Origin of the sequence: Ereboglobus luteus (assembly GCF_003096195.1) — a bacterium.
In the GTDB taxonomy this organism is placed as follows: Bacteria; Verrucomicrobiota; Verrucomicrobiia; order Opitutales; family Opitutaceae; genus Ereboglobus; species Ereboglobus luteus.
The window spans coordinates 2,824,425-2,848,707 of sequence record NZ_CP023004.1 but is presented as its reverse complement, the minus strand read 5'-3'; the positions used below and the strand labels follow the sequence as shown (position 1 = coordinate 2,848,707).

13 protein-coding genes and 1 tRNA gene are annotated in these 24,283 nt (G+C 62.2%); 8 read left to right on the top strand and 6 right to left on the bottom strand.

Going from position 1 to position 24,283, the window contains the following annotated elements; genetic code table 11:
- Window positions 1-162: 162 nt before the first annotated feature.
- Window positions 163-1,257 carry an excinuclease ABC subunit UvrA gene (locus CKA38_RS10385; RefSeq protein ID WP_236918997.1) on the top strand — a complete coding sequence of 365 codons (1,095 nt, stop codon included), beginning with the start codon at window positions 163-165 and terminating at the stop codon, window positions 1,255-1,257.
- Window positions 1,258-1,345: 88 nt separating this feature from the next.
- Here CKA38_RS10385 and CKA38_RS10380 read toward each other — a convergent pair whose 3' ends face one another.
- Window positions 1,346-2,170, bottom strand: a complete 825-nt coding sequence (locus CKA38_RS10380; RefSeq protein WP_108825409.1) for a M48 family metallopeptidase — start codon at window positions 2,168-2,170, stop codon at window positions 1,346-1,348.
- A gap of 238 nt (window positions 2,171-2,408) precedes the next feature.
- Between CKA38_RS10380 and CKA38_RS10375 the strand changes: the two genes are divergently transcribed.
- The 4 genes from CKA38_RS10375 (at window position 2,409) to CKA38_RS10360 (ending at window position 5,116) form a co-directional block, all read left to right on the top strand.
- Window positions 2,409-3,347 (top strand): 2-dehydropantoate 2-reductase, encoded by a 939-nt coding sequence (locus tag CKA38_RS10375; RefSeq protein WP_108825408.1) that lies wholly within the window; start codon window positions 2,409-2,411, stop codon window positions 3,345-3,347.
- 91 nt (window positions 3,348-3,438) lie between these two features.
- Window positions 3,439-3,514, top strand: a tRNA-Ala gene (locus CKA38_RS10370).
- A 115-nt stretch (window positions 3,515-3,629) separates the two neighbouring features.
- Window positions 3,630-4,949: an arylsulfatase gene (locus CKA38_RS10365; protein WP_108825407.1), complete on the top strand. Its 1,320-nt coding sequence runs from the start codon at window positions 3,630-3,632 to the stop codon at window positions 4,947-4,949.
- Window positions 4,931-5,116 carry a hypothetical protein gene (locus CKA38_RS10360; protein ID WP_108825406.1) on the top strand — a complete coding sequence of 62 codons (186 nt, stop codon included), beginning with the start codon at window positions 4,931-4,933 and terminating at the stop codon, window positions 5,114-5,116. The genes CKA38_RS10365 and CKA38_RS10360 overlap by 19 nt, the downstream gene beginning before the upstream one ends.
- Before the next feature lie 46 nt (window positions 5,117-5,162).
- Here CKA38_RS10360 and ispH read toward each other — a convergent pair whose 3' ends face one another.
- The 3 genes from ispH to CKA38_RS10345 all read right to left on the bottom strand — a co-directional run bounded on the left by ispH (window position 5,163) and on the right by CKA38_RS10345 (window position 13,922).
- Window positions 5,163-6,935, bottom strand: a complete 1,773-nt coding sequence (ispH, locus tag CKA38_RS10355; protein ID WP_108825405.1) for a 4-hydroxy-3-methylbut-2-enyl diphosphate reductase — start codon at window positions 6,933-6,935, stop codon at window positions 5,163-5,165.
- A gap of 59 nt (window positions 6,936-6,994) precedes the next feature.
- On the bottom strand, window positions 6,995-12,901 hold the full coding sequence (locus CKA38_RS10350; RefSeq protein WP_108825404.1) for a translocation/assembly module TamB domain-containing protein: 5,907 nt from the start codon (window positions 12,899-12,901) through the stop codon (window positions 6,995-6,997).
- A gap of 121 nt (window positions 12,902-13,022) precedes the next feature.
- Window positions 13,023-13,922: a LysR family transcriptional regulator gene (locus CKA38_RS10345; RefSeq protein ID WP_108825403.1), complete on the bottom strand. Its 900-nt coding sequence runs from the start codon at window positions 13,920-13,922 to the stop codon at window positions 13,023-13,025.
- A gap of 138 nt (window positions 13,923-14,060) precedes the next feature.
- Here CKA38_RS10345 and CKA38_RS10340 point away from each other — a divergent pair, with 138 nt between their 5' ends.
- From CKA38_RS10340 to CKA38_RS10330, 3 genes are all read left to right on the top strand, one after another.
- On the top strand, window positions 14,061-14,249 hold the full coding sequence (locus CKA38_RS10340; protein WP_108825402.1) for a hypothetical protein: 189 nt from the start codon (window positions 14,061-14,063) through the stop codon (window positions 14,247-14,249).
- 225 nt (window positions 14,250-14,474) lie between these two features.
- A complete protein-coding gene (locus tag CKA38_RS10335) occupies window positions 14,475-17,528 on the top strand; it encodes a glycoside hydrolase family 2 protein (RefSeq protein WP_108825401.1) in 3,054 nt (1,017 codons plus the stop codon).
- 133 nt (window positions 17,529-17,661) lie between these two features.
- Window positions 17,662-18,792: a DUF6528 family protein gene (locus CKA38_RS10330; RefSeq protein ID WP_152032796.1), complete on the top strand. Its 1,131-nt coding sequence runs from the start codon at window positions 17,662-17,664 to the stop codon at window positions 18,790-18,792.
- Window positions 18,793-18,834: 42 nt separating this feature from the next.
- Here CKA38_RS10330 and CKA38_RS10325 read toward each other — a convergent pair whose 3' ends face one another.
- Window positions 18,835-19,860, bottom strand: coding sequence for a uroporphyrinogen decarboxylase family protein (locus tag CKA38_RS10325; protein ID WP_161554849.1), 1,026 nt, complete (start codon window positions 19,858-19,860; stop codon window positions 18,835-18,837).
- Window positions 19,861-20,041: 181 nt separating this feature from the next.
- Window positions 20,042-24,136, bottom strand: a complete 4,095-nt coding sequence (locus CKA38_RS10320; RefSeq protein ID WP_161554848.1) for a glycosyl hydrolase — start codon at window positions 24,134-24,136, stop codon at window positions 20,042-20,044.
- Between the last annotated feature and the right edge of the window lie 147 nt (window positions 24,137-24,283).

Genomic DNA, 24,283 nt, shown 5'->3' with positions numbered 1-24,283 from the left:
GATGTTCCTATAACCTTCGCCGCAAATAAATCGACGCAAATTGTCCGGCAGTCTGATGATAATAAAATGCGGCAGTCTTTATCCTGTTAATCCCACAAATCCCGTCCTTAAAAATCCGGGTTTGAAATCCTGTCACGGTGGCGCATCGTGCGCGTTTTCATCATGTCGGACTGGCTCACACTCACCGCGGCGCGCTTGCGCAATCTAAAGGGTTTCGACCTGCGGCTGCCGCTTGGGCGGCTCATCATGATTGCGGGGCCGAGCGGCGCGGGCAAGTCGACCCTGTTTCGCGACCTGCTGCATCCCGCGGTCGCCCACGCAATCAAAACCGGAACGCCCGTGCTTCGCGGCAACGCCTTCGTCAAGGCGACGGGCTTCGAGGACGAGTCACTTGCCGGGTCAAAACAGCCTCCGTTCAACACCCTCACCGGAGGCAACGCATTCAGGAGCGTCATCGAGGTCGACCAGGATCCCATCGGCAAAACACCGCGCTCGACGCCCGCCACCTACCTTGGAATTTTCGACTTAATCCGCCAGTTTTTTGCCACGCTGCCCGAGGCAAAAATGCGCGGCTACACCGCGTCGCGTTTTTCATTCAACACAAAGGGCGGGCGCTGCGAGACGTGCCAGGGCGCGGGACGCATCAAGCTCGAAATGGCGTTCATGCCCGACACGTATTTGGTCTGCGACGACTGCCGAGGCACTCGTTACGCGCCCGACATGGCCGACATCACCTGGAAAAACAAAAGCATCGCGCAGGTGCTCCAGCTCACCTTCGACGAGGCGGTGGAGTTTTTCGATTTTCACAGCAGGCTCTCGCAGGTTTGCAAGCTCATGGTCGATTGCGGGCTTGGTTACCTGACGCTCGGCCAGTCCTCCCCCACCCTCAGCGGCGGCGAGGCGCAACGGCTAAAACTCGTCACCGAGCTCACACACGGACTTGTCAGCTACCGCGAGCACCTACGCGGCGAGCAACCCCGCAATCTCTACCTGCTTGAAGAGCCGACCATCGGCCTGCACCTGAGCGATTGCGAGAAGTTGATCCATGTCCTCCACTCGCTCGTTGACCAGGGCCATACCGTTGTCGTGATTGAGCACCATCTCGATTTGCTTGCGGAAGCCGATTACATTATCGAGCTCGGCCCCGAGGGCGGCCCGGCAGGTGGCGAGCTTATTTATCAGGGCGCGCTTGCCGGCCTGCTGAAAGTCAAAAACTCGCCAACCGCGCCCTATCTGCGGGCCAAGTTGGGCGGGTAAAAAAATAGCACAGACATTCCTGTCTGTGCAAAGCGGCGAACAATTCACGGCACGGACAGAAATGTCCGCGCCGCCTTTGGCCCGGCTATTATTTATACTGCAATTTTGCCTGCTCGTAGACGGGCATGTATTTCGGCACGAGGCTCTCGAGCTTGGCAATGCGCTCGGCATCGGGCGGGTGCGTGGAGGTCCATTTTTCAATCATCGCGGAAACTCCCGACGACTGGCCTTTGCCGCTTTGCGCGGCCATTTTTTTCCAGAAAGTCACAGCGGCCTGCGGATTGTATCCCGCGCCCGAGGCGAATTGCATGCCGATGACGTCGGCTTCGGTTTCATGATCGCGCGAGTATTTTAGCAGCGTGCCCTGCGCCGCTCCCGTGTAGGCGAGCATGATGCCTTTTTTGGCCGTGTCGCCCAATTCGCTGTATCCCAGCGCGCTGCTGCCAACTTGGGAGAGGACATTCGCGAGCGAGGTCTGCGAGGCGCGTTCCGAGCCGTGGTGGGATGTGACGTGCGCGATTTCGTGGCCGATAACGATGGCGAGCTCGTCGTCGCCGGACACGAGCTTGAGCAAGCCGGTGTAAACGCCGACCTTGCCGCCGGGCAGGGCAAAAGCGTTCACCTGATCCGATTCGAACAACACAAACTCCCATTCGGCATCGGACATCGGATGCGACTTCATCACGGAATCCTTGATGCGGTTGCCCACGCGCTGCACTTGGGCGGTGGCCTTGGAGTCGGTGGAGATTTTTTCGGATTTTTTAATGTCGGCAAATGCCGCCAGTCCCGTCTGGTTTTCGTTTTGCAGAACGCTCGGAAGGATGAGCTGCCGACGTCCGGTTTCGGAAACAGTCGAGCAACCAACAAGACCCAGCAGAAGAATCGAGAGAGCAAGAGTAAGGTATGTTTTCATGGAAGGAGAGGTTGGAAAAGAAACCTGCGCCGTTGATGCAATCAAGCAGCAATTAGCCCGCGCCCCGCAAAATCATCCCCTTTGTGTCAACCAAGCCTCTTTTGCACCCACGCCCGCGAGCCAGGGGATGCGGTTGTTCGTGCGCTGCTGTTGGTTCGCCAAAAACGCGCCACGGGACAATATTTGATTCCCATGCGGTCCCCGTGTGTTTCCATAATGGCAGGCCTTTCAAATTCCGATGAACCTCACGCTCACCAACGCCGCTTCACCTAAAATCGCCATAGTCGGCGCCGGCGCGCTCGGCTGCTATTATGGCGCGCGTCTCGCCCGGGCGGGCGAAAACGTCCACTTCCTCATGCGCGGCGATCTCGCCACCGTCCGCAAGCGCGGTCTCACCGTCTCGGTGCCAACCGAAACATTTCACCTGCCGCCCGAAACACTGCACACCGCCGCCACGCCCGGCGAAATCGGCCCGTGCGACCTCGTCATCATCGCCCTCAAGACAACCGCCAACGCATCGTTCCGCGAACTCATCACGCCGCTCCTCCACGACGGCACCGCGATCCTGACCTTGCAAAACGGACTCGGCTCCGACGAGGAACTCGCCGCCATTTTCGGCGCCGAACACATACTTGGCGGGATTTGTTTCATTTGTGTCAACCGCCTCGCGCCCGGCGAGATTTCATGCACCTCGACCGGCGCGCTCAGCCTGGGCGAGTTTCAACGTCCCGCAACCGAGCGCCTCCGCGCCATTGCTGAAAAGTTCACCCGCGCCGGGGTCAAAACCACCGTCAGCGACAACCTCATCGAACTGCGCTGGCGCAAACTCGTCTGGAATGTGCCCTTCAACGGCCTCTCGATTGCGGCCGGCGGAATCACGACCGACAAAATCATGGCGGATCCCGTGCTCGAAAACGAGGCCGCGGCGCTCATGCGCGAAATCGCGGCCGCGGCGGCGGCGCACGGTTGCGCAATCCCCGAATCATTCGTCCAAAAGCAGCTCGACACCACGCGTCCCATGGGCGCCTACAAACCCTCCAGCCTCATCGACTACCTCGCCAAGCGCGAAGTCGAGGTGGAATCCATATGGGGCGAGCCCATGCGCCGCGCCAAGGCGCGCAACGTCCCCACCCCGCGCCTCGAAATGCTCCACGCGCTCCTGCACGCGCTTACATGAACGGAGGGCGGCTCCGCGCCATTTTCACAAAACACGAAAAAATAGTTTTACTAACGCCCGCGCATCCATCAGAACCTCCAATCTTGTGTTTGGGGCAGTAGCTCAGTTGATAGAGCGCGTCGTTCGCAACGACGAGGTCGCCGGTTTGATCCCGGTCTGCTCCACCAATTTTCCCCGATAAAAAATATACCCGCGGCAAAGGGTTGTGTCGGGCCGGCGAAACACACGCCATTCCGCAACCCCGCCCTTGATTTGAAAAACCGGAATGATATTCCTTTCCCCATGCGTCCCCTGACCCTCCTCGCGCTCACCACCTCCACCGCGGGCCTCTGCCTCGCCGCGCAACCCGCCGGCGATATCAAAAAGCCCAATGTCGTTTTTATCCTGGCCGACGACCTCGGCTGGAGCGAACTCGGTTGCTACGGGCAGCAAAAAATAAAAACACCCAACATCGACAGGCTCGCCCGCGAAGGCCTCCGCTTCACCAACAGCTATTCCGGCGCCCCCGTCTGCGCGCCGGCGCGCACCACGTTGATGACCGGGCTGCACCTCGGCAACTCGCCCATTCGCGGCAACAAGGAAATACAGCCCGAGGGGCAATTCCCGATTCCCGCCGAACACACCCTGTTTCCGCAACTCTTCCAAAAAGCGGGCTACGCGACGGCGGTCGTCGGGAAATGGGGCATGGGGCCGGTCGGCTCCGAGGGCGATCCGCTCAAGCGCGGCTTCGACCATTTCTTCGGCTACAACTGCCAGCGCATGGCGCACTCCTATTATCCGCCGCATCTTTGGAACGATGACCGGAAAATCATCATCAACCCAACTCCGGTTCCCGGGCGCGCCAAGTCGCCGCCGGACCAACCCGTCGACATGGCCACGTGGACTGGCGCGCAACACGCCTCGCCGCTCATCATCGAGGACGCGCTCCGGTTTATCGACGCGCAGGCGAAGGCGCAAAAACCGTTCTTCCTTTATTACACCCCCACCGAGCCGCATGTCAGCCTGATGCCCGAAAAGGAATACCTAGACAGCTATCCCGAAAGTTGGGACGCCGGAGCCTATCGCGGCGAAAACGGCTACACGCCGCAAACACGCCCGCGCGCCGCTTACGCCGCCATGATCACCGGGCTCGACGCATACGTCGGCAAAATCATGGCGAAACTCGACGAGCTCGGCATCGCGGACAACACGCTCATCATTTTCACCAGCGACAACGGCACCACGCTGCCCGGGCGCAACTCGAAACGCTGGAACACCGGCGGCGTTGACGCCGACTTTTTCAACTCCACCGCGGGCCTGCGCGGCTTCAAGGGCTCCGTTTACGAAGGCGGCATTCGCATCCCCTGCGTCATGCGCTGGCCGGGAAAAATCCCCGCCGGCGCCACCACGGATTTCCCGACCTATTTCCCCGACTACGCACCGACGCTTTGCGCCGCCGCCGGCATTGAAAAGCCCGCCCGCGGCGACGGCGTCAACTTCCTCCCCGTCATGCTGGACAAGGGTGTCCGCCCGAGCGCAACCCGATGGTCTGGGTGTTTCCCGAATACGGCGGACAAGCCGCCGTTCGCGTCGGCGAATACAAAGTGCTGCGCAGAAACCTGAACAAAAAACAACCCGGCGACTGGGAGGTTTACAACCTCGCCAACGACATCGGTGAAAAAGAAAACCTGGCCTCCACCCGCGCCGACCTGGTCAAAAAAGCCGTCGAGATTTTCAAAAAGGAAAAACGCCCCAACGCCATCTTTCCCGTAAACATCCCGGGAGTTTAACCGGCGCGGCGACAAAGACGTTTCTCACGGAAATCGCGCGCCATGATTACGCAGGTTTGTCATGGCGCTCCAGATCGCCAAGGACGGCATCAATGGGGCGGATGGTTTGGGCGGGGAGGAGTGAATTTATTTTTGCAACGACTTGCTGGATGATGCCGTCGGGGCAGGAGGCTCCGCCGGTGATAAGAATGCGAAGCGGTTGCCCCGGCGCGGAGGGACGCGGGAGGGGTTTGATCTCGGTATTCTCGAAGGGGGCGGCGGTGACGCGCGGGCCGTGGGCGGGGAAATGATAGTGCTCGATGGCGTCGAGCGAGCGGATGTTGCGCTCGCTTTGGATGAAAAAGGCGCGGGGACCGAGGCCCTGCTCGCAGAGGCGGTAAAGCTGGTAGGTGTTGGAGGAGTTCTTGCCGCCAATGACAATGGCGGCGTCGAGCGGCTCGGCGAGCGCGAGGCTGAGCGCGTCCTGATTGACTTGCGTGGCGTAGCAGAGGGTGTCGCGCTTGGCGTTGCCCCCGACGCGGGCGGCGGCTTCGACGGGGCCGTATTTGGCCGCGTAGGCGGAGCGGAGGTGCTCTATAATCGCGAGCGTTTCGTTCATCAGGAGCGTGGTTTGGTTGACCACGGCGACTCGCTGGAGGTCGCGGGTGATGTCGAAGCCCGGCGTGTGCTTGCCGTCAAAGGTGGCGGCAAATTTTTCGCGGGCGGCGGCGAGCACGGACGAATCGCCCGAGTCACTTTGGATGATGTCGGTGAGGATGCGGGCCTCGGCAAGGTTGCGCACAATGAGCGCGGGGGCGTGGCGGCGGGCGTTGGAGAAAGTGGCCTTGGTTTCCTCGTGCTCGTGCTTGCCGTGGATGATGATGGTGAAGCCCTCGCGTCCGAAGGCGCGCGCCGCCTTCCAGACTTTTTCCACGAGCATGCAAGTGGCGTCGTATTGGAGGACGGGGATACCCTTGCGCACAAGGCGCCGCTTGTCGTCGTCGGTTGCGCCGAAGGCGGGAATGATGACGATATCGTCAGGGGTGAGGGTGTCCCAGAGGAGCGGGACTCTTGCAGTTTTTTGGGTGGAGTTGGTCGCGCCGAGACGGGGCCCGGCATTATCCGGGATGGGCTCGCCCTTGTCGGTTTGGAGGTAAAGAAGGCCGCGGCGGCGGAGGTCTTCGTTGACGTAGGGATTGTGGATAAGCTCGGAAAGCATGAAGACGCGGCGGCCGGGATTTTCGGCGAGCGTTTCGTAAGCGCGCTCGATGGCATTTTTCACGCCGAGACAAAATCCGAAGTGACTGGGGATAAGGTAGCGGACGGCGCCAAAGTCGAGGGGGACGGGAGCGGAGGCGGTGCGTTCGTTGGCGCGCGAGAGGGCCTTGATGGCGGAGCAGAGTTGCGATTGGTAGAGCGCTCGGGCGTTGTCGTCCAATTGATAGATGCGACTGTTGCGCTCCTTGTCGGGACGAAATTTGTAGATAAAATCATTCTCGCCGAGGTGCAGGTAGGGGATGGCGATGAGGTGCGGGTCGAGTTGCGCAAGGACACCGGCGAGGACTGGGTCGAGGGCGTCGGGCGCGGATTGCAACGAGTCGATGGAGGCAAAATGAATTTCACGATCGACGGGTTCGCCTGTGACTTGCGCGAGGTGAACTTGCAGGTCGTCGCCGGTGGTGAATGCGGCGCGGGGGCCGGTGTGCGCTTGGAAAGCGGCCTCGAGGCGGGCGAGGGTTTCGGGAAGATCGCCGCCGGTGAAGGCGAGTTGCGCGGAGGCGCCCGCGCGCCGGATGGCGAGCTGGTTGTTGGTGTTGAATGCGAGGATTGCGGTTGGCACGGGAGAAAGGGAAAGGCTGAAGGACTGAAAGACTGAAGGGCTGAAAAGGATGCAAGAGATTAGAACGGGATGCCGATTGAGAAGTGGAGGGTGCCGCCGGGGTCGCCGGTGCGCGGGTTTAGGTTGCGGCCGTATTCGAGACGGAGTGGGCCGAGAATTGTGTGATAACGGAAGCCCACGCCCGCGCTGTTCAACCATTCGTTGCCGGGGTAATCGGCGAGGTTCGCGCTGGCCCCGAGCAGGTCGTAGAAGATCACAAAGTTCAGGTTGCCGATCAGCGCCTGTTCGAGCTCCAAGTTGATTATCGTGTAAACTTTCGCGCCGAGAAAAGCGCCGTTGGCATCGCGCGGGGCGGCTTCGCCATCCTGGTAACCGCGGATGGTGTTTTCGCCGCCGGGATAAAAAAGTTTGTTGATAGGCAGCGGCGTGTCGCGATCGCCGAAGGGCGAGATGAGGCCCTGCGAGATGCCGGCGTGAATCCAGCGGGTTCGCCCCCAGGAAGTGTGATAGTTGAACCCCGCGCGATAACGGTGGTAGTCGGTGCGCCCGCCGAGGTAGTGGCTGGCAAACTCGCCCTGCAGATACCAATTGTATCCTCTTTTTGGAGACAGGGGATTGTCGCGCCGGTCGCGCGCGATGCTGAGGTTGATGGTGGCGGCGATGGTGCGGGCGGTTTTTCCGGCCTCGGGCGAAAGGGAGTCGCGGGTGTTGTTGAGCGACTCGTAGGTGTAGCCGCTGCTCACCTCGTAACCGCGCCTGGGCCAGGCGCGGCGGAGCGTGACGGTGCCGCCGTATTCGATGCGCTTGAAGGCGGCCTCCTCGCGGCGCAGGCCGAAGGCGCTCACGGAGCCGTTGACGTTGCGGGCGAAGAGGTCCGGCACGCTGAAGGTGAGATCGCCGTTGGTGCTTTTGGATGACTGGATGACCTGAAGGCGCGTCTGGTCGGCGATGCCGAGCGTGTTGAGGCGGCGTATTTCAAAACCGCCGCGCAACTGCTCGTAACTGCCCCAGCCGAGGAGGAGCGAGAGATTGGTGCCCGGGCTTTCGGTGAGGGTAAAAGTGAGGTCGCGTTCGGCGGAACCATCGTGCGCATAACCGGCCTCGATGCCGCGGAAGGCGCCAAGGCGGCTGATGCGGAAGCGCGCGGCTTCGATGGCGAGCGGGTTGAGGAGATCGCCGGGGAGGAGGCGGATGCGGCGGCTGATGAGCGAGGGGCGCGTGTGGCGGTTGCCCTCGATTTTGACAATGCCGAGCCGCACCTGCGGGCCGGGTGTGATGTCAACACGAACGGCGACAGGCGTAACGGTCCGCGCATCGTCGGCCCGGGGCGCCGTTGAATCGGGCGCGGCGGGTGTGGTGATTGCAATTTGCGCGGTGATATCGGGGTAGCCTTTGCGATAAAAATACTGGCGGATTTGCTCGGCGATGTCCTGCTGCGTCCATTGCGACCAGGGTTTTGAAACAAAATCGCGGCGAAGTCTGGCGAGCAGGGTTTCGAGCGCGATATCGTTGGTTTCAACCGCGGTGACTTGGACGGTTTCGGGGAAACGGGCGTCGAGCGAATTGATTTCCCACAAGGGACCCTCGTTGATGTTGATTTGCGCGGCGACACGGCCGGTGTCGTCGTCGATGCGCAGGTCGGCGACGGTGACGAGCGCGCCGGCATATCCCCGTTGCTTCAGGGTTTCCTCCAGCGCGGCGGCGGCGCCGCTGATTGCGGCAGGCGAATAGGGGATGGTTTTGTCGCCGAAGAGGCCCGTGTCGGGAAGGAAGAACTGGCGCGCGTCGTCGTCGGCGATGGTGGACGGGCCTGTGTGCGTGAAAGTGACCTCGTTGAGTTTGTAGCGTTTGCCGGTTTCGATTTTGAAGCGGGCCGAGGTTGCTGAAAGTTCGCGGGGCAGGTCGAGTTCGAGGCTTTCGTTTGTGGTAAAGGTGAGCGGCGCGGCGGGCGGCGCCGGAATGGCTGTGATCGTAAGCTTGGGGTGCATGTAACCCTTTTCGACAAGTTGCGAGATGAGAAGGAACGCGGCGTCCTCGACTTCGTTGGCGGTGAGCGCGGAGCCGTGGGTTTTGTCGAGTGAAAGCGTTCGCTGGAGCATGCGCTTGCTGGTGAGGTTTGCCCAGAACCCGCGCCCGCGAACTTTGATTTTTGGAGGGGAACTTTTTTCGGCGTCCGCGGTTTTCTCACTTGGCTTGAGCGGGGCGGCGGGGCCGCGGATTTTGCTGCGGTAGGCGAGCCAGCGCATGCCGAGGTTATAGGCGTCGAACTCGTCGTATTCGCCAACGGCGGTCCAGCGTTCGTCGAGCTTGTATTCGACGGTGTAGGTTTCGCGGCCCTGGCGTGTGAGTTTTTCGCCGCTGATGAGCGTGAGGCGGCTTTCGTCGGGCGAGAGGCCGAAGATGTCGTTGATGAGTCCCTGCCCGAGATAGGTGCCAAAGCTGAGCGCGCGCTGCTGGTCGCTGTAATTGATTTCGTTGTTCGGAGCCTCGCCGGCCATGACCATGAGGAGGATTTGCTCGGAGGTGAGCGCGGGGCTGGATGTGAAGGTGAGGCGCGGGTTTTCGGCGGTGCCGCGGACTTCCATGCGCAAGTCGTAGCCGAGGGTGCGCGAGGCGGCGGTGAACTCGATGCGCGGCATGTGCGGGGCCGCCTGGGTGAGGCGAACGCGCCCGGATTGCGCGGTAAAGGTGGCGAAGGGCAGGAGCACTTTGCCGCTGTCGATGGTGGCGTCGCCGACGAGCCGCGGGTCGCCGAGCGTGCCGTCGAGCTTGAACGCGGCGGAAAGGCGCCCGGCGAACACGGTGGTGTTGATGCGCAAAAAGCCGGGGCCGCGCACGTCGACGTCGAGACGCCACTTGTCGAGCGGGGGTGTCTCGATGGCGAAAAATGGAGGACGGCTTTCCGGCCCGCTGGCGGGACGGGTGGCCCAGAAGGAGCGCATGTCGGCGAGGAAGAGGCTGTCGCGAAGCCGGAGCGCGCCTTGTATGACCGGAACGGAGCCGGCGGGCGTATCCGAATTCTTGATACGCAGGTCGATGTCACCGCGAACGAGCAGCCCGGGTTCGCGGGCGAAGGGAACATTGGACGCCTTGAGCACGAGGTCGGGCTGGATGGCGGCCACGGTGTTGTCGGGGAAAACAACGCTGCCCGTGAGCGTGGCGGGCTGGTTGCCGATGAGGGCGGTGGCGGTGGCGATTTCGAAACGGCGGCCCGTGAGTCGCGCGTCCGCGTTGATGGCATTGACAACGCCGAGCGGCGCAAGCGGCCGAAGCGCGGCGTCGTGAAGCTGGAGACGGCCCTCGAGCGGTTTGCCGGGGACGAGGTTGAGCGATAGTTCGAGGCGTCCGCGGGGGGCGAGGATGGAATTGCTGTATTCGGCAAAAGCGGAAAGGTCGGCGTTGGTGTCCAGGCTCAGGGTCTCGATGTTCGGCGAGAGATTTTTATCGAGGGTAAAACGCGCGGCGGCGGTGACGGGTTGCCCGGCGAGGAGCAGGGAAAATTGCGCGAGGTTGATCGTGGAGCCGTCGGTGTTGAGTTTTGTTGCGAGTCCGGTGATTTCCGGAAGCGGCGGGAGAGCGGGAAGCTTGGCGAAGCGCTTGGGCCAGCGGGTTTGGTCGAAGCTGAGGCGCGCGATGGTAATGTTGGCATGGGCGTCGGGTTTCCGCAGCGTGCCCTCGACGCGAGCGCTGATGCGCGGTGATTCGAGCGTGATGCCGGTGGCCTCGGCGAGATTATGCCAGAAAGGGCTGTTGGGCTGGGTGTGGGCGCTGAGCGCGAGCGGGGCGCTTTTGTCCATGCGAAACAGGGTTTCGCCGACGGGACTAACGGTGATCGGGATGGTGCCGGAAACGTGGGCGACGAGGGAACGGCTCGCGGTTTCGCTGACGGTGAGGCGGTCGATGCTCAGGCCTTTGGGGGTAAGACTGGCGGCGACATTGATGAGCGCGGAGTCTGGCAGTCCGGGCGTTTCACGCGCGGCGGCGGGAAGCGTTTGCGCGTAGTCGAAACGGGCGTCGAGCGTGACGGACGCGGAGAGCGCGGCATCGGGATCGGGCAGCGAGGCGTTAATTTCGGCGGAAGCAACATGCCAGGGAAGCGGCCCGGTGTCGACGAGGTCGGAGAAGAGCGCGGAGTCGATGTTGGCGGCGGTGAAGGAGAGCGAGATGGCGCGCGCGACGGCGGCCTGCAGCGATAACTTGGACACACCATCGGGCGAGGCGAACGAAAGGGGCTCGAACGTGAAGGAGCCGTCGGCCGCGCGGCTGAAGGTGGCGGGGGCGAGAAGCGAGAGGAGGCTGGTGTTGTTTTTGCGAATGGAGGCCGAGGCGAGCGTGACGCTTTGCGCGGAGATGCCGGTGGCGGTGAGGATGAGATCGGTCCCGGCGGCATTGAGCGTGAGGTTGAGCGCGTCGGCGGCGAGGTCCCGCCCGCGCCAACTGGCGGTGATGTTGACGGGATTCTCGAGCACGGAAGCGCGCGTATTTTGGATTTCGATGGAGCCGCGATGCTCGGGCGCGGTTGCGGGTCCCTCGGCGGAAACGGTGAGCGTGATGCCATCAAAAGCGACTCCGGCGGGCAGGAAATGGGCGACGGCCGCGGGCAGAACGCGGGCGGAGAGCGTGGTTTTGGAAAGCGTGCGCGCAGTGATGTCGTATTGGCCGGAGGCGTTGAGTTGCGAGCCGTCGGGAAGCGCGAGGTCGAGGGCGTTCAGGCGGGTGAGGTGATCGTCCTGGGTGAGGTTGATCGCGAGTCGGTCTACGGCGATTCCGGCGAGCTGGATGTTTTCCGCCTGGAGGCGGGCGTCGGCATGGAGTTTGTCGAAGCGCGTGGAATCGAGCGCGACTTCGCCGGTGACGCGGCCTTGCGCGGCGAACCAGGGTTGTTGCGCGAGATCGGCGTCGAGCGTGAAACGGGATTGCGGCGAGAGAAGGCGAAGATCGCGCGTGATGGAAACGGGCGCGGAGAGTTTTGCGGTGACGCCGGGGATCGCAATGTCGAGCACGGTGATGTCGATTTGTTCGGGCGTGCCTTGGGCGTGGAAGGCGATGTCGAGGGGCGGGGCGGATTCTTCCGGCGCGGCTTCGGCATGGGCGGCGATGTCGGCGGTGAGGCGGGCGTCGCGATATTCGATGCGCGCCGAGCCGGTCGCGGTTGTGTAGGGCGCGGGAATACTGACGCGGTCGAGCTGCCCGGCGGTGAGCGAAAGTGTCGGGGCGTCGAGCAACGCCTCGGAGGGAAGCCAGCCGGCGGGATCGAAACGGGCGGTGAGCGCGGCGGTTTGGTCGAGGAGCTTGATGGTTGCGGCGAGGTTTTCGCCGGCAAGAGTGGCATCGATGGTATTGGCACGATTGCCGGGATCGGTGTGCGAGAGGTGCAGCGCAAGCATGCCGGTCGCGTTTTCCAATGTGATGGATGCGGTGGCGGAGTGGTAGCGGTAGCGTGCGGAGGCGATTTCGAGGAGGGATTTATTTTTGTCCGAACGCCAGTTGATTGAATCGATTTCGAGAGGCGCGCCGGCGATCTCGATCCGGCCTTGGTTGAGCCGCAACTCGGGCAGCCACGGGGTGAGTTGCGACAGGATGGAATCAACCGTGCCTAACACGGGCCGGAGACCTCGTGGCGATGATGCGGGCGCGGCATCATCGGCACGGGCGGGCGTGTTTTTTATTGTGACACGGCAGTCGTCGATTGTGACGGGGCCGGGTTGCGAAAACGCGCGGCGCCAAAGAAGCAGCCAGGGCGTGTCGAGTTCGACGCGGGCGGCGGAAATGTCGGCGGCCGGCGTGGCGACCATCAAATCGGAAAGCACGAGGCGCGAGTAGCCGTTGGTATCGGCGGCGGCGAAGGTGACGCCGTTTCGCTTGAGCAGCGGGCGAGACACCGGCGCAATCCACCACGGCGATGCGAGCACACCGATGATCAGTGCGGCAAGGAGGACGAGAAATATGCGGCGTAGGCGGCGCATGGATTGCTATACATTGGATGAAGGCGTGCCGGCGCGCGGGCAATATCAAGTTGAGCGTGGCTCCGCATGCGTCCGGCGCGCGCATGCCGGACACCGCCCGCGTTTCACCGCGAACAAAAACTCACACACCATCGGCGGCGAGGGGTTTGATGCTTTCACGAAGGGTTTCGAGAAAGAGCGAGGCGCCGCGACTTTGGTAGCGTTGCGGGTGGCGGATAAGGGCAATTTCACGGGTCGGGGCGCGTCCGCTGAGATGACGATAGACAATGCGCGAGTCGTCCACGGAAACACGCGAAAGCTGCGGAAGGATGGAAATGCCCAGCCCCATGGCGACAAAGGATTTCACCGTGGCGATTTGCGAGCAACGATAGCCGATCATGGGTTCGAAATCGTGCGCGCCGCAGAACCCCTGAATCTTGGCGGCAAGGGCGCTCGAATGTCCGAGAAGCGCGAAGGTTTCGTTGCGAAGGTCGTCGCCCGAGACGGTCGGTTGCGTCGCGAGGGGATGCGTTTTCGAGACGGCGAGGAGGAGTGGCTCGGTGAAAAGCGCCTCGACGGCGATTCGGGTGTCGGTGACGGGCATGGAGACAAGCGCCATGTCGAGATCGCCTTCGAGCACGGATTTGACAAGAGCGGGGCGAAAATCCTCGCGGGCGTGGATGATGAGATCGGGGTGCTTTTGGAGCGCCTGCCCGATGATGGCAGTCATGAGATGCGGCATGACGGTGGGAATCGCGCCGACAGTGATGCGCCGTTCGAGCGTGGGAGCGTCCTTGATTTCGCGCGTGGCAGCCTCGACCTCGTGCAGGACACGCCGGGCGCGTCCGATAAAAAGCTCGCCGCTTTCAGTGAGCACGGCCTTGCGCCCGAGACGGTGAAAGAGTTTATGACCAAGCTCCGACTCAAGATTTATAATCTGCTGACTCAACGAAGGTTGAGAAACATTGCAGCGCTCGGCCGCACGGGTAAAATTGCCCGTTTCAGCGACCGCGACGAAATAGCGTAGTTGATGGATTTCCATAAAGTTACGTCAAATTGATAGTTTTAAACTATCGTTGCAATAAAATCTAAATATTTCCCCTATTGCATCCTTATGGTAATTTAATGGCATCTCCATTCCGTCTCGGAGTGGACTAACACTAAACAGAAAGTAACCAACATGAAAAACAACCGCTCAATCTTCGCAGCTCTCATAGTTGCCGTATTGATCGCCCTGGCGATCCTTGTGGCTCCGGTGAGCGCCACCGTGAAGTTAACCGGCATCTTGGGTTACGGGGTCGTTTTGTCGCTCATCACCATGGGCTTCATCGAATACGGCCACGGAACCAGGCACAATGCCTCCCGTTAAGCGTTTGTTTTCTTAGATAGAACCCATGAGGCTCGGATGAAAAGTCCGGGCCTCTTTAATTTTACCGCCTTGAACACGGCCGGAGGAGGAAGCGCGCCTCTCTTCTAGTTTTATCGCCCCGCCACTTCCCGTCCGCGCGGGCACCTTTCCGAATTTGGGCGCACGCCCATCTTGGCTCTTGCGTTTCCCCGCGCGCCGAGGCGAGCTAATGGGAACTTTTTTCCGATGAAAAAACTCACCGTCCCCGTCCTCGCCCTTGCGTTCCTAACCCTCGTCGCGCAAGCCGCCGGCAGCCCGCGCGCCACCATCGATTTTAACCCCGGCTGGCGTTTCACAAAATCCGATCCCGCCGGCGCCGCCAATCCCGCGCATGACGACAGCGCGTGGGAGCGCGTCTCGGCCCCGCACACGTTCAACGACACCGACACATTCGACAACTGGTCGCTCGCCGGCCACCGCGGCGAATGGGAGCAGTGGAGCGGCCGCGCCTGGTATCGCAAGACCTTCCCCACGCCTGGGGCGTGGCGCGGGAAAAAAGTGTTCATCGAATTCGAGGCCGTGCGCCAGATCGGCGAAGTGTGGCTCAACGGCAAAAAACTCGGCGCCAGCAAAACCGGCTTCAGCCCGTTCGGCTTCGACCTCACGCCGCACCTGCGCCCCGCCGGCGACTCCGAGCCCAACGTCCTCGCCGTCATGAGCGACAATCGCTTCATGAAGGATCCCGACCCGAACGCGCGTCTCGCGCCCGGCCGCGACCGCCCCGGCTCGCTCCACGACATGCTCGTCAAAATGGAGCGCGACATGCCCGCCTCGCTCGACGAGCTGCGGGCCGACCAAATCCCCTGGAACAACCCGCACTGGCATCCCGCGCACGGCGGCATTTACCGCAACGTCCGCCTCCACGTCACCGACCCGCTCCACATCACGCTTCCGCTCTACTCGTTTCTCGAAACCGAGGGTCCCTACGCCTACGCCCTCGAAATCAGCGCAAAAAACGCCCGCGTCGGCATCGACGTCCCCGTCCGCAACGACCGCGCCGACGGTGAAAACGCGACCGTCTTCGTCGAAATCCTCGACGCCCGCGACCGCTCCGTTTACCGCGGCAACGTCACCGCCTACCTCGCACCCGGCCGCTCTGCCACGCTCCAACTGCGCGGCGACATCGCCAACCCGCTCCTCTGGGAACCCGGCCACCCGCACCTCTACCGCGTCGTCTGCACGCTGGCCGTTGACGACAAAAATATCGACCGCGCCGAAATCCCCCTCGGCATCCGCACCGTCCGCTGGACGCCCGACGAGGGCTTCTTCATCAACGGCCGCCACCTCAAGCTCCGCGGTTGGGGGCAAAAACCCACCAACGAATGGCCCGGCCTCGGCGCCGCGCAACCCGACTGGCTCCATTTCCACACGATGGCGCTCATGCGCGAAGCCGGCGCGAACTTCGTGCGCTGGGGCCACGCCGCCGGAGGCCCCGCCTCCATCGAGGCCGGCGACCGCCTCGGCATCATCGCGCTCCAACCCGGCGCCGACGGCGAAAAGGACACCACCGGCGCCGCGTGGCAACTGCGCTCCGCGCTCTTCCGCGACATCATCATCTATTTTCGCAACAACCCCGGCATCCTCATCTGGGAGGGCGGCAACCAGAAAGTCACGCGCGAGCACGCCGCCGAGCTCCGCGGCCACATGGACAAATACGACCCGCACGGAGGCCGCGTTTACGCGCACCGCCGCGCCGACGAGATCACCGCCGAGTTCATGGATATCGGCGTTGGCACCGAGGGCGGCCGCGAAATCGCGCGCCTGCCCGTCGTCGAGGGCGAATACAACCGCGAGGAATCCCCGCGCCGCGTCTGGGACGACCAGTCGCCTCCGAGTTTCGGCTACGCCGCCGTGCCCGGAAAAACCCAGACCTACCGCCTCAACTCCGAGCAATTTGCCGTCAACCAAATCTCCCATTACCTGAAAAAACTCGGCCCCGCCGCGCACTCCGGCGGCGCGAACTGGATTTTTTCCGACAGCACCAGCGGCGGCCGCGTCGAGACCGAGGTCGCCCGCGCCTCCGGCGAAGTCGACGGCGTGCGCCTGCCGAAAGAGGCGTATTACGTCTGCCAAGTCATGTGGCGCGACGACCCGCGCGCGCACATCATCGGCCACTGGACGTATCCGGCGGGCACGAAAAAAACGATCCACGTCGTCGCCAACAACAACGTCGACAGCGTGGAATTGTTGCTCAACGGAAAATCCCTCGGCCGCGCCGCGCCCGAGCAAACGTATCTGTTCACATTCCCCGACATCGCGTTCGAACCCGGCACGCTCACGGCGATCTCGTATCGCGACGGCAAAAAACTCGCCAGTCACACCCTCCGCACCGCAGGCCCGGCCGTGGCGCTGCGCATGACGCTCCTCGACAACGCGCCGGATTTCATCGCCGACGGCTCCAGCGTCGCCCTCGTCGATGTCGAGGCAATCGACGCCGACGGCAACCGCTGCCCGACATGGCAGGACCGCGTTGATTTCGAACTCGCCGGCCCGGCCCTCTGGCGCGGCGGCTACAACAGCGGCAAACCCGGATCGATCAACAACACCTGGCTCGACCTCGAATGCGGCATCAACCGCGTGGCGCTTCGCAGCACGCCGAACCCCGGCAAAGTGACGCTCACCGCGCGCGCGTCCGGACTGCAAAACGCGACGCTAACGCTCGCCGCCGTAACGCAGACTGCCAAGTCTGCCTCCGAAAAACAGGCATGTCAGTTCGCGCCACAAAAAACCCCCGACTGGTCCGCCCTCGCCACTCCCCGCCCCCCGCTTGTCAAGGCCGCCGCAGCAGCCGAAAAAATGTCCGGCCGCCACACAAAAACATATTCCTATTCCGGCCCCGCGTCGGCGATCGTGCACCTTGAAATCGACGCGCGCCCCGGCAAAAACGCCTACGTTGACATCGACTCGCCGCTGCCCGCCGACCTGCCCGCCGCGCTCGTATCCGCAGACTGGATACAAGCCGCCAATGGCGACGCGCTCTACAGCGCGGTTGATTTTGTCGAAATCTCGGTGCCCGCGAACACGACGATCACGGTGGCGCACGACGACCGCCTCCCGCGCCCCGCATGGCTCACGGGCCAGTTTGCGAAGACGCCGCAAAAGATAAACGTCCTCGGCCGCCCCATGACGCTTTTCACACGCTCAACCAAAACCGGCGAAAGCGTGACGATGGGTGACAACGTCGAAACCAAGCGCGACCTCCCCGACCAGCCGAACATGTATCTCGTTTTCGTGCGGTAACGCGCCACGCAAGGCGCCGGGCGGCGAAGACGTTGTCGAGCCGCCCGACGAGCTTGCGCATGACCGCAACAAGGTTTGCCTCGCATTCGTATCGCGAAGCCATTGTGTGCATTTCAGATCGCAAAAAACTTTTATGAAAACGCCACACCCCGCCCCTGCATCAAAACGATTCCATGTCGCACACCGTGCGGCGACTTTGATTCTCACCGCGCTTTCAGTTTGCGCCATTTCCGCAGCACCCTCCCCCACCCCAACATCCGGCACGGATTTCATCGCCATCAGCAACACCGCCGAAAAATCAGTGGAGGTCTATAATTACAACAACACGACATGGGACGCATCCACCCGGCTGTGGCAGTTCAAACCCGTGCCCGAACTGGGCTTTTCCCCCGACGCCATCAAGGCGATGGGAGCCGGCGTGGGCGACCTGAAGCTTCGCAACACAACGGGATTTCCCGGCAAGGCCGCGTCGGTCTGCGCCGTGCAGGGCGGACGCTGGCTCGCCGTGGTGGCACATGAGCCCGCCGGCACCCATGTAAAGGGACAGAAACTGTGGGAGAAAATTTATCCGTCGGCGGAAGACCCGAACATTCACGCGGTGGAACTCCTCCCCAACGGCAACCTCGCCGTCGCGGGAACGGGACAACGCCGCCCCGGCAAGGGCAACTGGGTGCGAATATACAACACCTCCAACCCCGCCGTGACGGATGATTATGCCGAGGCGCCGCTTTACGCGGCCCACGCCCTTCTTTGGGATCCGGCATACAACATCCTGTGGGCGGGCGGCACGATTCATATCGAGGGCAAGGAATGGCACGGCATCTTTGCCTATATTATTGGCGGAACGAAGGAGCGTCCGACAATCACCGAGGATGTGTCCAAAAGAAGTATCAGGCCGCGCGGAGCGGCCCCAAATGGACTCAAATGGCCGCATGACCTCTCCCCGGATTTTGATGATATTAATAAACTATGGTATGCCGATCATTCCGGAGTATATATTTATAATAAAATAGAAAAAACATTCACGCCGGCCCCCGGTGACGCGCAGCGATTCGACGGGGTTAATATTAAATCGGCCGGGAAGCTGCCGGGGAAGAACGGAAAAATTATTGTCACCGAGTCATCCAACAAACCGGGCCCGTGCCGTTACACGACAAACACGGTTTCCTTCTACGACCCGGCCACGGGCGATTTGTCATTCACACGCACCACCCCCGCCTGCACAATATACAGGGCGAGAATATGGTCCCCGCGCTATCAGTAAGTGTGACTCGCGCGACGAAGAAATTAGTCAATAACTGCAAAATTACCCCTGCAAGTCGGGCTGTGTGTATTCCTGCAGCAGGCGCAGGTATAGATGGTATTCTTGCAGGGAAACTCCGGGCGGAGTCTGGTGGTCCACGCTCGGAATGAAACCGCCTCGGCGCATGAGGGGCAGCAGGCGCTCGAATTCGCGCCTCATCGCCGCCTCGCCCTGGTTCATGACGAGTTTGTTGTAATGACCAATCATCAATAAATCGGGATAAGCCTCGCGCAGCGCCAACCCATCGACACCGGCCTGGTATTCCAACGGCAGCACGCCGTCCACGCCGACCGATTGCAGCCACGGGACGAGTTTTGTGACATCGCCGTCGGTGTCCACGATGGCGAATGCGTCGAGTTCCTTCACGCGCTCCATCAGTCGGCGATAATAGGGGGCCATGAACTCGTCGAATATCGCGCGCGAAATCATGGGGCCGTTGTTATAGGACATGTCCTCGGCGATGGTCAGGAACACGGGCACGCAAACGCGCGAGATTCGTTCGAGCAGATCGAGATTGTATGCAAGCAAATCCTCGCTGATTTTGTGCACCAGTTCCGGCTGGTCGATGTAGGCATACATGAACTGCTCGAATCCCATGAGCGTGCGCGTAAACCAGAAAAATCCCTCGAGCGTAATCCACACCACCAGTTTGCCGTCCTTCTGCCGCAACGCCCACGGGGCCATGCCGGCGATGGCCTCCTCGTGCCTCGGATAAATCTTCGGGCGCAGCGCAAGATAATCATCCATTCCGGCAACGACTCCCTCCACATGGTGCTGCACCGCCTCGATTGTGGACTCGGTCGTGCTGAACCAAAATTGTTTATAGGGATCGAGCCCGAAATGGCATGAGATATCGAACACATCATTCAGGCCGGCGGGCAAACCCTCGCCATGCCAGCGCTCAATGGTTTTGTCCCACCACATCGCCCATTCCCAACGGGGCATGCGATCCACGGGCTGGAAACGCATGACCGCGCGAAAGCGCTCAACATGGTTCATTGCGGGTTTTGTCGGATTTACAGGTGTCATGGGAATATTGAGCATGTTTAGGGGGTATCATGAATTAAGGGGTTCCGGTTTTTAACCACGGAGGACACTGAGGAACACGGAGAAATTCGTGAAGAATCGCCAATGATTTTTTTACTCCATCTCTGTGCATCTCCGTGGTTATTTCTTGTTCAGGGACAATCCCTACTCGCGGTAAAAATCCTCACTCGCACTTGAGCTTCGCGAGCGGGCGAATGGCGACGGGGCCGAGCAGTCCGGAGGGCGGGAGCGGGGAGTTTTTGTCGTAATGCTTCCACGTCGCGAAGGTGACGCGGCCCGTCGGGCTGGATTCGCCGCGCAGGAACCAGTCGGGATACGCCTTCAGGCCGTAACCGCGCCGGCGAGGCACGCGCACCCATTCGCGGTCGGCGGGCAGTTGCTCGTCGCCGACCAGACGATTTACCCAGGTGTTGGTGACCGCGATTTCGAGCGTGTTGTCGCCATCGCGCAACGCGTCGGTAATATCGACGCGGAAGGGCGGCTTCCAGAGCGTGCCGAGGTCGCGCCCGTTGAGCTTCACTTGCGCAATCGCCTGCACGTCGCCCAAGTCCAGCCAGAGGCGGCGGCCCTCGGCGCGCATTCCGGCAGCGAGGGTGAAGGTTTTTGTGTAGGCGGCCGTGCCCGAGAAATATTTCACGCCGGGCGTTTTGTGTTCGCTCAACGACATGAGCGCGGGCAGCTCCACCGCGGGCGGCGCGCCCAATCCTTCCGGGAAGCGCAACTGCCACGGGCCGGCGATTTCCTGTGCGGCCGGCATCGGTCCGGTGTCGACTTCGATGGCGCGTCCTTTCGCGCGCTTAATTTTGTAGCGGCCCGGCTCACTGGTCCACACGACGGGGCAGTCCTTTTCCATCGAAACACTCAACAGCGGCGAAGGTTCGCTTGCGGATGTTGTTTTGGGGACAAACTTCGCCACGGCCGAGGCGGGTTCCTTCGGTGTCGAGCGCATCAGCTCGCGAATCTCCGCCTCGCTCAGCGCGCGGTCGAACAACCGCAACGGCGAATGCTCCCCTCTGAATGCCGCGGCGCGCGCATCCGCGGGCACGTTGGTCGCGCCGCGCGGGTTGAACAGCGAGCGCAAACCCGTGTGCGCGTGGCTACCGTTTATGTATAAATTGGGGCGTCCGTTTTTATAGACAACCGCCACATGCGTCCAGTTGTTCAGCGAAATTTCATAGACGAGCGTCGCCACAAAATGAAACGAGCTGTGCTCGATCACGCAGACGACGTTTTTGCCGATGGCCAGGCCGGTGCCCGCGGCGGTTGGGTCCTGGTAAAACTCCACGCCCTGCGGCGCGTAGAGCAAGTCGTTGCGCGTCACGTTCAGCGACGAGGTGCCCGCGAAATCCTCGACCGGCACGGTCATGTTGGCGGCGGGGTTCACCCATACGGCGTAACTGAAATCGCCGCCGACGCCCTTCGAGGCGGCGCCGGCGGAGGTGCCGGAATCCTTCCGCACGCCGGTGTCAATCAAGACATCCTGCCCGCGGGACACCGCGGTGATTCGCCTCGAGTCCGCCGGCTGGTCTTTTGGAAAAACAACAAACACCGACTCGCGCGCCTCCAGCCTGAGCGGCACGCTCGTGCGCGCGCCGGCGGTTTCATAAACAGGCGCGTCCTCAATCACGCCCTGCTCGGGGCGCCAGAGCTGGGGCTTGCGGTTCTTCATGCGAAACACCGCGCGGATGTCGGCGGGCGCGGCCTCCAGGTTTGCCACGAAATAGATGTCCTCCGCCGCCGTCTCGCGGTGAATAAAATGCACGCGCGGCCCGGCTTGCCCCGCCGAGTTTTCGCCGGTGGCGCGGGCGGATTGGAAAACGAAATCCGGCGCGTCGCCCGCCTTCGCCAGCACCTCCGCGAGCGGCCGTCCGCGAATGATGCGGCCCTTGCCGAACGCTCGTTCCTTGACGCGCACGCCGTCGCAATTTCCCCACAACTCGGCGGCGAGCTTGCGCACCTCGTCGTCGCACGCCGGGTAGTTGGCGAGACTCGGCGAGCGCAGCGGCGGTTCGCCGAGCACCGTCGCGCCGTCGCGCACGAGGTCGCGAATTTTGCGCAGAAGCTCGGGCGACATCAGGCGTTGCCGCGGCATCACGAGCACGCGGTAGCTCACGCCGTCGGGCAGCACGAGGCGGCCGTCCTTCACCGACATGCGCGTGAGCACGACCTCGCCGGAGCACAGGTCGTAATCGTAACCCTTCGGCGGCGCCGGTTGCACCTCCTTGCGAAGCGGCGGATTTTTAATGCCCTCCTCGTCCTGCAAATAACAAATGTCCGCGACAAACCTGCCCTGCCGCAACATGTGCTGGCAACGCGCCAGGTATTCGTGCCACGGGCGGCTCTGCTCCCACCACGTCGCCGTGCGCTCGTATTCCCAGCCCCACGGCCCCATCGTCATGCCGGGCTTGGCGCGCTCGTCCGTCCACGGCTGCAACGAATAACGGTGCACGATAAAATGATTGATGCCCGCGCAAAACGCCGCGTCGCCGACCGCCTTCGCCACGTAGGGATGCACGCGATGCTTGCTCTGCAAATCCGTCGCCGTGAACGCCTCCGCCGCGATGATGTTTCGCCCGTAAATGTGACCGGCGGACGCCATCGTCTTCACACTCGGATGCAGGTTTTCCGGATCGGGATTGATCCAGAATTCGCCGATCGGCAAATCCGCGCGCCCGGTGTAAGTCAGCGGGTCGAAAGGCCCGTTGCGATAACCCTCGAGCGAAAAAATCCTCCCGTGCTTGCGCGCGAGGGCGGTCATGCGCCCCGCGTAGTTTTCGTTCAACATGTCCGAAATCGTGCGGCGCACATCCCACAAAAACCGCTCGCTCACGCCCGCGTCGCCGATCACGCGCCCCGTGAGGACGGGCATCCACGGCAGCGGATCGTAGCCGCGCAGCCGCGTGAACTCGCCGCGAAAACGCCCCGTCCAGTTCTGGTAGCCGACCTCCCAGCTATCGACATGAAAGCCGGTGAACGTGCCCGCGTTCACACCCGCCGCCTCGGACTCATTGATGAGCCTGCCCAAGAATCCGTCGAAATGCCGGTCGAGCGCATCGGCGCTGAGCTTGTCAACCTCCAGCCCGCGCGCGTCGGAGGGCGCGGGATAATTTTTCTTGCCCGTCGATGTGTGGCCGAAACGCATGACGGTCCACTCGCCCGCCGGAGCGTCCCACCGCAACCGCCCGTCACGCATCTTTTCCGTGAGGTCGAGTATTTGGTTTTTGGATACAGTCATGCCCGCGCTCGCGTCCGCGGCGGCCTCCGGCGACGCGGCGAGCCCCAAGCCGGACTTGCGCTCGTAATCCTCGATGCGAAAAACCGACGCCAGCGTGATCTCGTTTACGCGCAAGCCGTCCAGCGAAGCCTCGTTGCCGCCCAGCACCACGCGGAAAAACCGCGCCTTCACCGGTGCGAACGCCTTCGTGGAATTGGCCTGCATGCGCGCAATCTCGCGAAACACGCGCCCGTCGTCGGACGCCTGCAACTCGCACAAAACGCGGCCCTTCGCCCCGGCGCGCTCGCCGAACACAAGCGCGACATCGAGCAGGCAGGCCTCGTAGGGCTCGGCGAACTCGAACTGCACGCTCGGCGATTCGCTCCTGTTTTGCGGCCGCGCCAGAAGCACGCCCGTGCCCTGGTCGCCGTCGATGAGAAGGGAAAGATTTTCGGCGGCCGGCGTTGTCGCGTTTGTCGTGATGACCGGCTTGGCGTCGCGCATCACGCGCATCTCCGCCTCCGGCGTTGGAAACGCCAGCACGGCGATGTCGCGATAAAAATCCTCGTTGGTTTGCGGCTGTTTCAGCACGGCGTCGAACTTGGCCGGCCCCGACACGCGCCGCTCCGTCCACACGACCTTTTGCATGGAGTCCTCCGGCTTGTTCCAAGGGCCGCCCGAGCCGGTCCAGCCGGGATCGTTGTTCATGATGAGCTTCAGGCCAAGCCGCTGCATCTCGCTTGTGGCGAAGACAAACATCTCGCGCCACTCCGCCGTCACGATCCGCACCGGCCCCTTGGGCACACCCTGATCGACCTCCATGATGATCACGCCGCCGACACCCGCGCGCTTCATCGCCTCCAAGTCGGCGGTGATGCCCTCGCGCGTGATGTTTCCATCCGACCAGAACCAATAAACCCAGGGCCGCGCGTCATCGGGCGGCGCGACAAAATCGCGCTCAAGCGTTGAAGTCGCGGGAGCCGCCGCGCGAACCAAAGTCGCGGCAAACACACAGAGGACAAGGAGGATGGTGGCTGATTTCATGGCATGGAATACATTGCTTGGTTTCACTGCATGGAGATCCGGGTTGCGCCGGGAAAAACTTATGGGGGGGGGGGGGGGGGGGGGGAAGCGCTGGTGTTTATTCCGCATGCATCCCCATCCGCTTGCTCGAATCGCTTACTCAAAGTG

Excerpts from the sequence above, each read along its gene's own strand:
- CKA38_RS10330 (WP_152032796.1), top strand. The coding sequence starts at position 17,662 with ATGAAAACGCCACACCCCGCCCCTGCATCAAAACGATTCCATGTCGCA.
- CKA38_RS10340 (WP_108825402.1), top strand. The coding sequence starts at position 14,061 with ATGAAAAACAACCGCTCAATCTTCGCAGCTCTCATAGTTGCCGTATTG.
- CKA38_RS10375 (WP_108825408.1), top strand. The coding sequence starts at position 2,409 with ATGAACCTCACGCTCACCAACGCCGCTTCACCTAAAATCGCCATAGTC.
- CKA38_RS10350 (WP_108825404.1), bottom strand. The coding sequence starts at position 12,901 with ATGCGCCGCCTACGCCGCATATTTCTCGTCCTCCTTGCCGCACTGATC.
- CKA38_RS10335 (WP_108825401.1), top strand. The coding sequence starts at position 14,475 with ATGAAAAAACTCACCGTCCCCGTCCTCGCCCTTGCGTTCCTAACCCTC.
- CKA38_RS10365 (WP_108825407.1), top strand. The coding sequence starts at position 3,630 with ATGCGTCCCCTGACCCTCCTCGCGCTCACCACCTCCACCGCGGGCCTC.
- CKA38_RS10380 (WP_108825409.1), bottom strand. The coding sequence starts at position 2,170 with ATGAAAACATACCTTACTCTTGCTCTCTCGATTCTTCTGCTGGGTCTT.
- CKA38_RS10385 (WP_236918997.1), top strand. The coding sequence starts at position 163 with ATGTCGGACTGGCTCACACTCACCGCGGCGCGCTTGCGCAATCTAAAG.
- CKA38_RS10345 (WP_108825403.1), bottom strand. The coding sequence starts at position 13,922 with ATGGAAATCCATCAACTACGCTATTTCGTCGCGGTCGCTGAAACGGGC.
- CKA38_RS10320 (WP_161554848.1), bottom strand. The coding sequence starts at position 24,136 with ATGAAATCAGCCACCATCCTCCTTGTCCTCTGTGTGTTTGCCGCGACT.
- CKA38_RS10325 (WP_161554849.1), bottom strand. The coding sequence starts at position 19,860 with ATGACACCTGTAAATCCGACAAAACCCGCAATGAACCATGTTGAGCGC.